Here is a 14,673-nt window from a genome sequence, read left to right on the forward strand (position 1 = left end):
CTTCTGCAAAACCTTACGCGCTTTCGATCAATCCGCTGGCACGTAACACCCGCCGCTTCACGGCATCCGGCAGTACCGAATTCACTCCACCGACACATCCCAGACTGAACCAGTGACGCGCACGCGTGATACCGGTATAAATCAGCTCGCGGGTTAAAATCGGGCTGAGATTCTCCGGCAGTAACAACGCGGTGTGAGTAAATTCCGACCCCTGCGATTTATGCACCGTCATCGCGAACACCGTTTCCACCGACTGCAAACGCCCCGGCATCACCCAGCGGATGTCCTGAGTGCCGTCTCCGGCCAGAAACGCCACCCGCAGCACCTGCACCACGGAACCGTCTGCCAGCCGGTGCGGAATTTCCAGCGTAATGCCGATGTCGCCGTTCATCAGGCGCTGACTGTAATCATTTCGGGTCACCAGCACCGGACGTCCGGGATACCAGCCGACCGAAGCTTTGAGTAATCCTTCTTGATACAAAATTTCAGCGATGCGCTGATTAAGCCCTTCCACACCCCAGCGCCCGCCACGTAAGGCACACAACAACTGGAACTGGCTGTACGCCAGCAGCACTTTGGTCGCCCAGCGGTTAAAGGCTTCCGGCGGTTCGTCGTCCGCTGGCCGCTCTTTGATCATCACGTTGAGATAATGCTGATAGCCGACCGGTGGTTCGGTACCTTCGCGTTTCGCCGCCGCAGGAAACTGCGCTGCACTTCCCTTCACCACCCAGTTGCGCAGTTCGCTGTCATCGTCAGCGCTTAATGTCAGTTGCGCGAGATCGGCATATCCGTGTTTCAGGACCTGTTTCAGCGTTTTCACATCACCTTCGTTTACCGCTTCCGCCAGCTGGCCAATACCGCTTTGCGCATCAAAACGGTAACTGTGGCGCAGCATGACGACCGCCTGATCCATCGCAGACCCTTGTGGATCCACCAGCGCATCGGGGATCTGCTCACCGGTGGCACTTTGCAGCCAGTCGCGGGTTTGCGGCAGATAATGACCGCCCGCCGCACGTTGGCATAACTCGCTGAGCAACGCACCCGCTTCCACCGATGCCAGCTGATCTTTATCACCGAGCAGGATCAGGCGAGCGTGATCAGGCAACGCCGCCAGCAGCGCTGCCATCATTTCCAGATCGACCATCGAAGCTTCGTCCACCACCAGCACATCCAGCATCAGCGGATTTCCCTGATGATGGCGAAAATGTCGGGTATCCGGGCGGCTGCCAAGCAAACGGTGCAGCGTGACGACTTCAGTATTAATGCTCCCACGCACTTCATCGCCGTTACCGAGCCCGCTGAGATCCAGCTTAGAGACCGCACCGGCAATCGACTCATTCAGACGCGCCGCCGCCTTACCGGTCGGCGCAGCCAGGCGTATACGCAGCGGCTGACCGTTTTCTTCCAGCGCCAGCGTCTGTAACAACGCCAGCAGACGCACCACCGTCGTGGTTTTGCCCGTCCCCGGCCCGCCGGTAATGATGCTAAACGCGCTGCCCGCCGCCAGTGCGCAGGCCAGTTTCTGCCAGTTGGCAGTAGCGGAGTTCGCCGCAGGGAATAACGCCGTCAGCGGTGCCTGCACCCTTTGCGCCGGTAATGTGTGCAGCGCGCTGAGTGCCAGACGCTGTTCAATCGCCGCCCGTACATTCTGTTCGTACTGCCAGTAACGGCGCAGATACAGGCGCTGTCCGCTGAGCACCAGAGGTGAATTTCCCTCGCCGTGTCCGACCAGCTTCGGGTGCGCCAGCGCCGCCATCCATTCATGCAAACTCAGGTCGTCCAGCACTGCTGCCGGGCGGATCACCGCATTGTCAGCATGATCACCTTCCGGCGGCAGAGAGAGTGAAAACGCGCTGTCTTCGAGCGTGGCCTGCAAATCCAGACACACATGCCCGCGCCCCAGCTGATAGCTGGTCAGCGCCGTCGCCAGCAATAACAACGGATGCGCATCCGGCGCTTCTTTTGCCAGAAACGTCACCAGTGCGCGATCCAGTTCGCGCAACCAGCCACATTCCACCCAGCTCGCCAGCAGTCGGGCAATCTCTTCACGGCTGTTGATTTTCATACTTGTTCCTCCGCACCGCTGAACAGAACGTCGAGCTGTTCCATTAACGCTTTATCCGGTCGCTGAACGCAGACGCCGTTACCCGGTGCATGGCTGCCACGCAGGAATAAATACACTGCACCGCCGATGTGCCGGTCGTAATCGTAGTCTGGTATGCGGGATTTCAGCAGCCGATGCAGCGCAAACAGATACAGCGAGAACTGCAAATCGTAGCGATGATCACGCATTGATTGCGTCATATTTTCCTGACCATAGCCGCTGGCGTCTTCACCAAGCCAGTTGGATTTGTAATCCAGCACGTAATAACGTCCGTCATGCTCAAACACCAGATCGATAAAACCTTTCAGCATGCCGTTGAGATCTTCCGCCAGCAACGGCGCGCGTCCGGCCCCCTCAAGCGTATGTTGCTGAACCAGCTTATCAAGGCGTCGCGTCGGCACGCGGGTCAGCGAGAACCAGAACTCCATTTCGACCTGATAAGGCGCCAGTTCAGCCAGTGAAAAAGTATTCCCGCCCGGCAGCGGCAACGGCTGCGTCAGTAAAGCCGTCAGCCAGCCGGTCAGCGGTACGATCCACTTTTCCCAGCCGCGCGTATTACAGCGACGCGCGACCTGATCGGCGATTTTCGCCGGGTCTGCCGCCAGCGCCGCAAACCCTTCATCACCGGCCCATTCGAGCAAACCGTGCAGGAAATTACCCGGCGCAGGGCCACGCGGGAACGCATACAAGTTCTCACCGGTCATGGGCAGCGACAGCGCCTGTAGCGGAGCTTGCGCCGACTCCCTGGCAGCGACCTGCGTTCTCTGATCTTCCAGATAGCTGTCTTGTGCGGCGCTTTCGATTTCGCCACGCGGTTCACTGTTCAGTATTTCAGGCATGACATACGTGCCAGCCGGTGCAATTTGCAGACCGGAGAAACTCGACACCCACCAGCGCGGCCCTTTACGGGTACGCAGCGGCGGACGCGGCCCCAGTTGCGGCAACGTCTGCTCGCTGCGATATACCGCACCGTCAGACACCGGCAGCGGCCACGCGCGAATATGCTCCGTTTCCAGCGCCTGCAAACTGGCAGGCAGCACGTCGGCCTCCATCGCCTCACCGCCGTTAAAACGGTCATTGAAAAATAAATAGCCAGGCGCGCTTTTTTCAAACTCTTTCAGCGGAGCCATTCCCAGCCACAGCGCATAGCGCGAACGGGTCAGCGCCACGTAAAACTTGCGCAGATCTTCCCCCAGACGCTCGCTGTCAGCCAGTGCCAGCTGTTCATCGGACGCACTCAGCGCCACTTCCAGCTCACCTTCCGGCGTATGCCATTTCAGCGGTGAATCCTGCTTTTTCACGGCGCGGAATGCACAGGCAAATGGCAGGAAAACCAGCGGATATTCCAGCCCCTTGGATTTATGCACGGTGACGACTTTCACCAGATCCGCATCACTTTCGAGGCGCAGTTTGCGGGCATCGCCGCCCTGATGTTCGTCCTGACACTGTTCCGCCAGATAACGGATCAGCGCATGTTCGCCATCGAGCTGCACGCTGGCCTGTTGCAGCAGTTCGGAAAGATGTAGCAGATCGGTCAGCGCGCGTTCGTCACCACGGCCAAGCAAACGGCGCGGCACGTCGAATTCCCACATCAGGCGGCGCAGCATCGGCAGAATACCCTGCTTGCGCCAGCAGGTACGCAGCGCCTGAAACTGCTGAACGTAGCGCTCCCACTCGTTTTCGTCCTGATTCAGCCTGTCGAGCGCCTCCCAGCTAAGGTTCAGCGAAGGCGTGCCCAATGCCGCGCGCAGCAGACGATCGTTTTCCGGCGCGGCACAGGCCGCCAGCCAGTACTGCAATTCACCCGCCTGCGCACTTTCAAAAATTGATTCCTTATCAGAAAGATACACGCTGCGCACGCCACTTTTTGACAGTGCCAGACGTATTGCCGCCGCTTCACGACCGGTGTTCACCAGCACCGCGATATCCCCCGGCATCACCGGTTTCAACGTTTCCCCTGGCTGACCAAAGCCTGCACAACCCTGCTGGCCAAGGCGCAACAGCTGGACGATTTTTGCCGCACAGCCTTCAGCCATCAGCTGAACGTATTGCGATTTTGGCAACGTTTCCGTCTGATTCTCGGGATACCACAGCGTCAGTGCGGTGGCTTCGGCGTCGTCGATCACCAGCGTGTCGGCGCGCCCTTTGGCTTCCACCGCCACGAACGGCACCTGATTTTCAGCACCACGGCGGAACAGGAAAGCGCCCTCGCCGGAGCGGCGGTTTTCCGCTAATTCAAACACATCGTTAACCGCGGCCACCATTGCCCGGGTGGAACGGAAGTTAGTCGCCAGCGTGTAGTGGCGGCCACCGGTATCACGACGGGCACGCAGATAGGTATAAATGTCGGCGCCACGGAACGCATAAATCGCCTGTTTCGGATCGCCGATCAGGATAAGCCCCTGCTCCGGCGAGTTTTCAGCCACACGGTATATGGTGTTGAAAATGCGGTATTGCAGCGGATCTGTATCCTGAAATTCGTCGATCATCGCCACCGGGAATTGCGTGCGGATGATCTCCGCCAGCCGCGCGCCGTTGTCACTGCGCAGGGCGACATCCAGACGGGTCAGCAAATCGTTGAAGCCCATCTGCGCGCGCTTTTGCTGCTCGGTATCAAAACGGTTCTGGATCCAGCGGCAGGCGTGTTGCAGTAATCCGCTGCGGGCATCCGGCAAACTTTCCAGACGTGCTTTCAACGTTTCCATCGCCGTCAGCGCCGCATGTGCAGGCGGTTCGCCCTGCTTCCAGCACTCGGCTAAACCTTCCGGCGTCAGGCGCTCCCAGCCGGTTTTCAAATCCGGCATGACTTCATCACTGGTCGCCCAGGTATGCAGTTTCTCCAGCCACGGATTGAAATAACGCGCCTGAATTTTCCGGCCATCGACCACTTTCGCCGCCACCGCCCCTTCGAGGATCGTGCGCAGCTCCTGCGTCCACTCCGGCCAGCCTTGCTTAAGTTCAGCCAGTTCCGCCGCTTTCTGCTGGCTGACTGTTTCGCACACTTCAGCTGGCGTCTGCTCTGAACCCAGCTCTTCAGCATATTCCAGCAGCGGCATCACGCTGCGGTGTAAATCTTCCGGCGCACGCCACCAGCCACGCAGGGTACGGATTTCTTCCTCGCCGAGCGGGAAATAAAAACTGCGCCAGTAATCGCGTACCACGTTCATCAGCAGTTCGGTTTGATCGGTTTCCAGTGTCTGAGTAAACAGGCTGTCGCTATCGAACGCGTGCTCACCGAGCATGCGGTTACACCAGCCGTGAATGGTGGAAACGGCGGATTCATCCATCCATTCCGCCGCCAGTTGCAGCTTGCGGGCACAGCCCGGCCATTGCTCCGGTGTATATTCCGCGCGCAGGTTTAGCAGGAATTCGTCGCCAGATGACGGCTCATGCGGGTCTTCCTGAAAACACACCGCGGCTTTGGACAGGCGTTCACGAATACGATCGCGCAGCTCTTTGGTGGCGGCATCGGTAAAGGTCACCACCAGAATTTCCGGCGGCGTCAGCGGACGGCTGAAGGCGTTATCGCCCCCGTGCCCGAGCACCAGCCGCACATACAGCGCGGCAATGGTGAAGGTTTTGCCGGTACCGGCGCTGGCTTCAATCAGGCGGCTGCCGGTCAGCGGGAAGTCCAGCACGTTCAGGGTGGATGGCACCGTCTGCTCCGTCATTCCTTCGCTCCTTTTTTGCTGCGGGATAAGTGATTTCTCAGCGGTGCCAGCAGGGTATCCGCCAGCCGGGCGAACTCACCGTCTGACCAGAGCGTGGCCAAATCCGGCCATGCACGGGCCAGATAAGCATTGCTGTCACGCTCACCAAATTTCATGTTCGCCGGGTCATGATTTTCATAACTGTCGCGGGCGGCGAACCAAGCATCACTGTCTGGCGCACTGTGCTCTGTACCGTCTTTTTTCAGCCAGACAAACGCGGTTTTCACTGCCAGCGGCAACGGCCGCAACTGCCCCGTTTTCCACGTTTCAATCAGCGTTTCCCACAAATTGCGCGCCAGTTCAGTATCCAGCGGCGGCAATTCGGCGGTGCCGTTTTTACTGACAATCACCGTCTGCATTGGCTTTCCGTCGAGATGCCCTGCGATATGCGCGACCCAGTAAGGCAGCAGCCGGTCGAAGCGGTAACTGCGTTCTTTGGTCATGATGCCGATACTTTCCAGCACCACGCGCGCACGGTCGCCTGCCGGATTTGCCCGCAGTTCGCTCAGCCAGTCGGAGAACATCACACTGCCGGTTTCAGATTCCAGCGCCTCATTAGCCAGCGGTTGCGGCCAGTTATCCAGCACCTGCTGATAGCTGTCAAACAGTGTATCCATCGGCTCTGCCAGATCCTCACTCAGCACCGCAGCAAATTCACCCGGTGCCAGCTCGCCGCGCCGCTCAATGCGTTCAAGCTGCTGGCGTAAAACGTCCTGCCGCGAAACGCCCGCTTCCAGCGCCCATTTCTGTGCGCGGATCAGCTCATCCTGCAAACGCCAGTTTTCCAGCGCATTGATGTCGAACGGTTCCTGATCTTCACTGCCGGGATTTTCAAGTTCAAAATAGATATTCAGCCGCTGGCGGAAGAAACTGCGCACCGGATCTGACAGAAAATCCGACAGCTGACGCAGCGTCAGCGCGCCTTCCTGCTCCACCGGTTGCAAGGGTTGCGCGACAATTGCGGCAGTTTCCGCTTCCAGTCCGGCGCGCCATTCGTGGGCGTAACTGAACAGCGTACTTTCCTGACTAAAATAGTCGCGGTTGAACGGTTGCAGACGATGTTCGACGGTCAACGCATGTACTAAATCTTCGCCGTCTTCCGCTTTCCAGCCTGCCGCCAGATGGTCACGCAACTGCGCCACCAGCACGGACGGCGGCCGCTCGGTGTTGTCATGAATGCTGCGCCCTACCCAGCTGATGTGTAAGCGTTCGCGCGCAGAAAGCAGCGCTTCCAGGAACAGATAACGGTCATCTTCGCGGCGCGAACGGTCACCGGGACGGTAATCGCGCCCCATCAGGTCGAAATCCATCGGCACACGGTTACGCGGATAATCGCCGTCGTTCATGCCCAGCAGATAAACGTGGCGGAACGGAATGGCACGCATCGGCATCAGCGTGGCAAACGTCACTGCGCCGCCGAAAAACGGTTGTGTCAGGCCGGACTGATCGAACTGCGCCAGCCAGTGATCGCGTACCACCGACAGCGGCAGTTCGGCCTGTAAATCCACGCTTTCGCAGGCCTCGAGCCAGGTTTCCAGCTCGCCATGCAGACGCACTAAAATAAAGCCGTCTTCGCCGTCATCTTCCGCGAAGTATTGCGAAAGAATATTACGCAGACGCTCGCCCCACACCAGCGGCGGCGCAGGTTCCCGCAGCTGACGCCAGGTATCATCAAGACAGTTCAGCAGATGCGACAACGGGCCAATCAGCGCCGCATCCAGTCCGCCGATTTCATCCAGCGGCTCGATGTTTTCCCACGCCTCACCGCTGCCCACTGCATAACCGAGCAACATCCGTTGCAGGCCGAAGAACCAGCTGTTTTGCTCCGGCGACAACGGCAGTTCGAGGCTCTGACGCTGTTTTGCATGCAGCCCCCAGCGCACATTAGCGGCGCGGATCCAGCGGTGCAGTAGCGGCAGTTGTTCTTCTTCGATGGCAAAACGCTGACGCACCGACGGCACATCGAGTAAATCCAGCAAATCGCTGACCGCAAAACGCGACTGCGGCAGTTCCAGCAGGCTTTCCAGCGCGCCAAGTAAAGAGTTGTTCTGGCGCGGCCCCTGATCGGCGACGGTGAACGGGATATAACGCGGGTCGCTGCGTTCCATCAGGCCAAATACTGCCTGAATGTGCGGCGCATACCCGTTGATGTCCGGCACCATCACGATGATATCGCGCGCTTTCAGCGTCGGATCTGCCGCCAGCGCTGCCAGCAGGCGGTCGTGCAACACTTCCACTTCGCGCTGTGCGCTGTGGGTAATATAGAAGCGCAGGGAATCGTCGTTTTGAATATCGACCGCGGGCCATTCTTTGATTGTTTCGGCCAGCGGGCGCAGCTGTAAAATATCTTCCTGTAACTGATGTAACAGGGTATCGGTGCCGTTCGACGTAAAGAGATCGATGCGCGGGATCACCGGCGCCAGTTGCGCGGCATAGGATTCGTGATTGTCATATTCATTGAGCAGACCGATATAATCGCGCCCTTGTTTGCCCCACGCCGCCAGCAGCGGATGCGCGTGCTGATGGAGTTCATCTTCGCTAATTACCTGCGGCATTCCCGGCTTACGTAACTGGCGTTTGCGTTCTGCACGCAGCAGATCTTTATCAGCGATAATATCGCTCCAGTCGTGCTCGCACGGGTTATGCACACACATAAAGATATGTGTCCAGCGGCCCAGTACTGCCAGCAGTTCAAGGGATTGTTGCGGTAAGGAGGAGATACCAAACACCACCAGTCGTGCGGGTAAACCGGCAGGACGCTGGTCTGCAGGGAGGGTTAGCGCGTGTTGCAGGAACCGCTGATGCAGCGCCGCACGGCTGGTGCCGCGCTCATTTTCAGGCACATCTGCCAGCAGCGCACGCCACAGTTGCGGCTGCCACAGCAGGTTTTCCGGCAACGGCTCGTTACCTTTACGGCTGGTGCGCAGAACATCCAGCCCGTTGCCCCAGTCTTCCAGCCAGTCAGCGCGGTAAACCTGATACTGGTCGAATAAATCCGCCAGACGTTGGGAAAGCTGATGCAGTTTGCGCATATCGCCGTCATCTTTTAAGAAACGTGCCAGTGGCGCAAACACCGGTTCGGCAAGCAGTTCAGGCAGCAGGCGGATCAGGCGCCAGGTCAGCAGCGGACGGTCGAATGGCGACGATTCCGGCACCTGTTCTTTGCCGAGCACCGCGCGGTAAACCTGCCAGAAAAAGCGCGCCGGAAGTTTGATATCCAGCGCTGCCGCGATCCCGCAACCACCGTCGGCCACATCGCGGGCCAGCGCCAGTTTCAGCCACTGGTTTACACCGTTGCTCTGAACCAGAATCACTTCATTTTCCAGCGGCGACAGTGGATGCGCCGCCATCCACGAGACCAGCACGTCCCTCAGCGCTTCTGAGTGATTTCCGTGTAACACCATCAAACCTGAATTCACGCCCGCATCCCTTGTTATCGCCTGTCAGGGTTCAGATTTTGCGTTGATTTGGAAAGGATTGAAAGGACAGAAAAGAAAAGAGGCAAGGCTTGCGGCCAGCCTCGTAGTAAAATGCAACGTACTGAAATTTACCCCCGCGCATTCCTCGCCGCCCCGATCATCCCATCCAGCCATTCCTGATGGCCGTTGATCATCGGGTTAGGTCGCGTTACAGCCAGTTCGCGCGCCGGTTTTCCGTTTTGGGTTTCCTGCGTCAGGATACGCACGCGGCCGCCGGACAGTTCTTCTATCAGCCATGCGTGATGCACGTCGAGACGGGTGTCGGCATCGCCTTCAGCCCAGCCATGCCACGCCATGCGCGCTGGCTGACCTTTGATCGGCGGGACGTATTCGTTAACCTGCGCTTCTACCGGAAAACCGAAGGTGCTGAAGCGAAAACGTGCGCCGTCGCTCAGGCCTGGTCCGCTGCCGTCGTGAAAGGCAATGTCAGATACGTTGCTGTAATAAACAGGCCATGCGGCTGTGTTATCAAGCTGCGCCCAGAGCTCTTCAACAGTCAGGCCGGTGATGATCACTTCGTTAGACGCGAAGTTGTCAGTTTCGCCGGGGATATAGCCTTCCGGCCAGTTGATCGCATTCATCTGTGTTTCCTTTATATCTGTGGAACAGCCCGCGGGCTGGTGTTCACAAAGAATACGGCTCGCTGAGATATTACGTAAATAATGATTTTTGATAGTCGGTATGTATTATTTTTATATCTGGAGGCGGGACAAAAAAACAGGCAGAAGAATATTTCTGCCTGTGGGTTAATTCGCTGAACTAAAACGATTATCAGCTGATGCTGTAACGCTCAAGCCAGTGTGCATAAGGCGCAGGCAGAACCCATGACGGATTATCCTCACCCAGCTCTTTCGCCAGCGCATACGGATAATGCGGGTTGGCGAGCATCGCACGACCGATCATCACCAGATCCATATCTCCTTCGCTGATGCAGCGCTCGGCGATTTTCGCGGATGCCACACCCCATGAACTGGCCATCGGCAAACCGGCTTCTGTACGCACGCGACGTGAAACCGGCGCGAGGAAACCGGCACCCCACGGGATCTGCGCCTCCCAGGTGGAGAACCCCACGCTGACGTTGAGCATATCCAGCCCTTTTTCACGCAGAATACGGGTCAGTTCGATGGATTCCGCCAGCGTTTCTTCGTCGCGGCCATCGTATTCAATCACGCCAAAACGCGCGGTGATCGGCAAATTTTTCGGCCAGACGGCATTCACGGCGTCGAAAGTTTCAATCAGGAAACGGCTGCGACCGGCGAAATCACCGCCGTATTCGTCGGTGCGCGTATTGGAATGCACGGAGAAGAAACTTTGTGCAAGATAGCCGTGGGCAAAATGCAGTTCCAGCCATTCAAAACCGGCATCGCGGGCGCGTTTTGCGGCGGCAACAAAATCCGCCATCACGCGCTGGATATCGGCTTGGGTCATTTCTTTCGGCACTTTTGGCAGATGTTTGCCGAACGCGACGGCGGATGGCGCGATGGTCGCCCAGCCACGCGGATCGCCTTCAGCGATGTGATCGTCCCCTTGCCACGGCAGGTTGGCGCTGGCTTTACGGCCTGCGTGGCCGATCTGGATCCCCGGCACCGCGCCTGCGGCTTTGATGGATTTGGCGATCTTCGCCAGTTCAGCGGCCTGTTCATCGTTCCAGATCCCAAGACATCCCGGGGTGATACGGCCTTCCGGTGAAACCGCCGTCGCTTCGACAATCACCAGGCTCGCGCCGCCGCGGGCCAGCGTTGCGTAATGCACCTGATGCCAGTCGTTCGCTACGCCATCTGTGGCGGAATACTGGCACATCGGCGGAACGGCAATGCGGTTTTTCAGGGTGATGTCTTTGAGCGTAAAGGGCGTGAACAATGCAGACATAAAATTTCCTCGGTGGATTGGCGCATTCAGCACTCAGAGTGCTGCCAAAGAGCTATAAGCAGAAGTATAGAAATATTATAGTGCGTATCATCTTTCGTTATAACTCAATCGGTGCCCTGCCCATGCGCAATCTGAAGAGTCTCGACCTGAACCTGCTAAAGACTTTTGATGCGCTGCTTGATGAGCGCAACGTGACCCGCGCCGCAGAACGTCTTTCCCTGACGCAGCCCGCCGTGAGCAGCATGCTGACACGTCTGCGGGAAAGCTTTGATGATCCTTTATTTGTGCGTGCGCGTTACGGCATCGTGCCGACCGAACGCGCGCTGGCGCTGGCTAAACCGGTGAAACGGGTGATGGCGCAAATCGATGCCTTGTTGCAGCCGGAAGAGTTTGTACCCGCTGATTGCGAAATGACGTTTACCCTCGCTGCTACCGATTACGCGCTCAGTGTGATTATCGTGCCGTTCTTTTCTCTGTTACGGCAGCTGGCGCCGGGCATTCATCTGTCGGTTCAGCGGGCTGAAGACTCAACGATTCAGGCGCGGCTTGAGCGCGGTGAAATCGACCTCGCACTGCTCACGCCGGAGACCACGCCGCCAGATTTGCATATCCGCCATTTATACGATGAGCGGTACGTTTGTACGCTGCGCAAAGGCCATCCGGCGCTGGATAAAGGTAAGATTTCGCTGGATACTTTTTGTCAATATGACCACGCGCTGGTGTCGCTGAGCGGAGAAAATTTTGCAGGGGTGACCGATACTGCGCTTCAGGCGTTGGGTAAAAAGCGCAATGTGGTGCTGTCGGTGAACAGTTTTCTGGTTCTGCCGCCGGTGTTGCAGACCACGGATCTGATTGCTGTCGTGCCGGAACGACTGGTGCGTGACGGACCAGGGCTGGCAGTCATGCCCCCGCCACTGGATATTCCCGGCTTTACCAAAGTCGCCGCGTGGCATGAACGCTCACATCTTTCTGCCGCCCATCAGTGGCTGAGACAGCAATTGGCTGATGTCTGTCGCGAACAATAATTACGCTTTCTGAAACTACTATAAAACTACTTTAAAAGGGTTCAACCGTGGAAAAACTCCCTGCCATCACCATCACTTATTGTTCCCAATGCAACTGGATGCTGCGCGCCGCGTGGATGGCGCAGGAATTGCTGAATTCGTTCAGTACCGATCTTGCCTCCGTGACGCTTGTCCCCGGCACCGGCGGTATTTACGAGATTAAAGTTGATGACGAAGTTATCTGGGAGCGTAAACGCGATGGCGGTTTCCCGGATGCTGCGCCGCTCAAACAGCGCGTGCGTGATATCTGTTTCCCACAGAGATCGCTTGGGCATGTGGATAAGAAGAAGATTGAGGGGAAATAGGCCCTACGGCTGCCCTTCATTAGCATGAGGGGCATTAGGTTATTTTTCTGGTTATTATTAACTTGGCTTAAATATTAATTAGGATTTCATAAAGCAGCCAGAGAAATTAACGAGTCAGGGAGTATTGCTCATACTGGTTTTATCATGAATTATCTGATTCCTGACGTTGATAGTTGTATTCATTATTTAAAAGCCCCCCAGAAAGCAATGAATAACCTTTTAAATAAAATGGTTTTTGTGGTAATTTTGTTCAAACCCTAAAAACCTAGGCTCATCATGGCTGAAATAATCCCAACCATTAATAGTTTCCCTGGTAAATCAACTTTAGGGGAAAAGCGTTTTGCACGAAAAGTAGAAACATCTCTCAATGATAGCTGCTTATGCTGGTATGACATTCCTGTTGGGAAATTGCGGCGTTATCCTGATTTTATCATTCTCAATCCGGAGCGTGGTTTACTGTTTCTGGAAGTGAAGGATTGGTCAATTCAAAATATTCTGCAAATAGACAAATGCAGCGTTAAGTTTCAAGGTAATGATGGCATCAAAACAAAGTCTAATCCTTTTGAACAGGTCCGTCAGTCCGGTTATTCTGCAATTAATCAGTTAGAACGCGACATCAAATTGCAGCAGGATAATGAAAAATATAAAGGGAAATTATGTGTTCCCTATAGCTGGGGGGTAGTTTTCAGCAATATCACGCGAAAACAATTAAACTCAGCAATCCCCCTTGAAATACAAGAAGAAATACTCCCTCCTCAACAAGTTATCTGCAGTGACGAAATGACTGAATCTGTCAGTAAACAAGATTTTTCTGACAGAGTGTGGGGGATGTTCCGTTATGATTTTAAAAAACCATTACAACCCTCACAAATTGATCGTATACGCTGGCATTTATTCCCTGAAATCAGGATCAACCATGCTCAACTTGATTTATTTGGAGAAGAAACGGTAAACGAGCAAGACTCATACTATTCAGAACCCCCTGAAATAATTAGAATTATGGATATCCAACAGGAGCTTCTAGCACGAAGTTTGGGTGAGGGGCATAGAGTGATTCACGGCGTTGCGGGTTCAGGTAAGACCTTAATTCTTTTATACAGATGCCTTCATCTGGCTGCAGCAATTTCCACGCCCATTTTGGTTATTTGTTTTAATGTCACACTGGCAGCCAAACTTAGAAAACAGCTTGCTGAGCGTGGTTTATCAGACAAAATAGAAATATCTCATTTCCATGGCTGGTGCAAAATTCAGGTCGATAAGTATAATCTCCCCCTAATGAATCCCGAAAAAAAAATCTGGGAAAGACAAGCTGATGCTGTCATGTTGGGGGCAGAGGAAGGCAGGGTTCCGCCAGGTCAGTACGGAGCGATATTAGTCGATGAAGGGCATGATTTCGATTCAGCATGGTTATCGCTTATCACCAAAATGGTTGATGTAAAAACGAATGCCCTTCTCTTCATGTATGACGATGCGCAATCAATATATAAAAAACGAGCTGCGCTCGACTTCTCTCTTGCCAGTGTAGGGATTCAGGCTCAGGGCAGAACGTCTATTCTGAAATTAAATTATAGAAATACGAAAGAGATTTTACATTTTTCCTATGACTTTTCTAAACAATACTTTGACTCTCATGATGAAGAACATATGGCTTTTATGCAACCGGAAGCGGTCGGTATGAAGGGGAATTATCCTGTCGCAAAGTCATTCTCTTCATTGTCAGCAGAAACCCTTCACCTTATTGCATGGATTAAAAACCAACACGCCCTTGGAATAAACTGGAAGGATATTGCAGTCCTCTGTCCTTCGGGGAGAATCCGCAAGTATCTTGAAATAGTATTTTCTAAACAGAATATCCCTCATGGGTTCTTATTTACTTCTTCGGAAAAGAAGGATTACAACCCCTCCGATGAAAAAATATGTATTTTCCCCTTACCTAGCAGTAAGGGCCTGGAATTTAATTCAGTTGCGGTAATAGACAGCAGCCATATAATTGAAGATGGAGAAGATCTTACAAATTCTATTCGCCGGTTATATGTTGGTTTCACAAGGGCAACTCAGAATTTGCTGGTTAGCTGGCACAAGAAAAATTCCCTGAGCGAGATTTTGGAAAGAACATCTTCAATTAAATAATTATCTGCTGGT

The 14,673-nt window shown here is 55.1% G+C and carries 8 protein-coding genes; 3 read left to right on the forward strand and 5 right to left on the reverse strand.

The genetic code is table 11. From position 1 onward, the window contains the following. Positions 1-13: 13 nt before the first annotated feature. The 5 genes from recD to D6C13_RS05295 all read right to left on the reverse strand — a co-directional run bounded on the left by recD (position 14) and on the right by D6C13_RS05295 (position 11,162). Entirely contained in the window at positions 14-2,065 is a 2,052-nt protein-coding gene (gene recD / locus D6C13_RS05275) for an exodeoxyribonuclease V subunit alpha (protein ID WP_120131772.1), read from the reverse strand. Next, entirely contained in the window at positions 2,062-5,775 is a 3,714-nt protein-coding gene (gene recB, locus D6C13_RS05280) for an exodeoxyribonuclease V subunit beta (protein ID WP_120131773.1), read from the reverse strand. The genes recD and recB overlap by 4 nt, the downstream gene beginning before the upstream one ends. Beyond that, on the reverse strand, positions 5,772-9,233 hold the full coding sequence (gene recC, locus D6C13_RS05285) for an exodeoxyribonuclease V subunit gamma (RefSeq protein WP_120131774.1): 3,462 nt from the start codon (positions 9,231-9,233) through the stop codon (positions 5,772-5,774). Before recC ends, recB begins: the two co-directional genes overlap by 4 nt. 128 nt (positions 9,234-9,361) lie before the next feature. Then, positions 9,362-9,874 carry an SRPBCC family protein gene (locus D6C13_RS05290; protein WP_120131775.1) on the reverse strand — a complete coding sequence of 171 codons (513 nt, stop codon included), beginning with the start codon at positions 9,872-9,874 and terminating at the stop codon, positions 9,362-9,364. A 190-nt stretch (positions 9,875-10,064) separates the two neighbouring features. Beyond that, on the reverse strand, positions 10,065-11,162 hold the full coding sequence (locus D6C13_RS05295; protein ID WP_120131776.1) for an NADH:flavin oxidoreductase/NADH oxidase: 1,098 nt from the start codon (positions 11,160-11,162) through the stop codon (positions 10,065-10,067). A 122-nt stretch (positions 11,163-11,284) separates the two neighbouring features. Here D6C13_RS05295 and D6C13_RS05300 point away from each other — a divergent pair, with 122 nt between their 5' ends. From D6C13_RS05300 to D6C13_RS05310, 3 genes are all read left to right on the forward strand, one after another. Next, a complete protein-coding gene (locus tag D6C13_RS05300) occupies positions 11,285-12,187 on the forward strand; it encodes a LysR family transcriptional regulator (protein ID WP_120131867.1) in 903 nt (300 codons plus the stop codon). Positions 12,188-12,234: 47 nt separating this feature from the next. Further along, a complete protein-coding gene (locus D6C13_RS05305; protein ID WP_120131777.1) occupies positions 12,235-12,531 on the forward strand; it encodes an Rdx family protein in 297 nt (98 codons plus the stop codon). 276 nt (positions 12,532-12,807) lie between these two features. Next, on the forward strand, positions 12,808-14,661 hold the full coding sequence (locus tag D6C13_RS05310; protein ID WP_120131778.1) for a 3'-5' exonuclease: 1,854 nt from the start codon (positions 12,808-12,810) through the stop codon (positions 14,659-14,661). The last annotated feature ends 12 nt before the right edge of the window (positions 14,662-14,673 follow it).

Origin of the sequence: Rahnella woolbedingensis, from assembly GCF_003602095.1 — a bacterium.
Classification (GTDB): domain Bacteria; phylum Pseudomonadota; class Gammaproteobacteria; order Enterobacterales; family Enterobacteriaceae; genus Rahnella; species Rahnella woolbedingensis.

What these genes read in the sequence shown, in the direction of transcription:
- recB (WP_120131773.1), bottom strand. Translation starts at nt 5,775, where the DNA reads ATGACGGAGCAGACGGTGCCATCCACCCTGAACGTGCTGGACTTCCCG.
- D6C13_RS05290 (WP_120131775.1), bottom strand. Translation starts at nt 9,874, where the DNA reads ATGAATGCGATCAACTGGCCGGAAGGCTATATCCCCGGCGAAACTGAC.
- D6C13_RS05300 (WP_120131867.1), top strand. Translation starts at nt 11,285, where the DNA reads ATGCGCAATCTGAAGAGTCTCGACCTGAACCTGCTAAAGACTTTTGAT.
- recD (WP_120131772.1), bottom strand. Translation starts at nt 2,065, where the DNA reads ATGAAAATCAACAGCCGTGAAGAGATTGCCCGACTGCTGGCGAGCTGG.
- D6C13_RS05310 (WP_120131778.1), top strand. Translation starts at nt 12,808, where the DNA reads ATGGCTGAAATAATCCCAACCATTAATAGTTTCCCTGGTAAATCAACT.
- D6C13_RS05295 (WP_120131776.1), bottom strand. Translation starts at nt 11,162, where the DNA reads ATGTCTGCATTGTTCACGCCCTTTACGCTCAAAGACATCACCCTGAAA.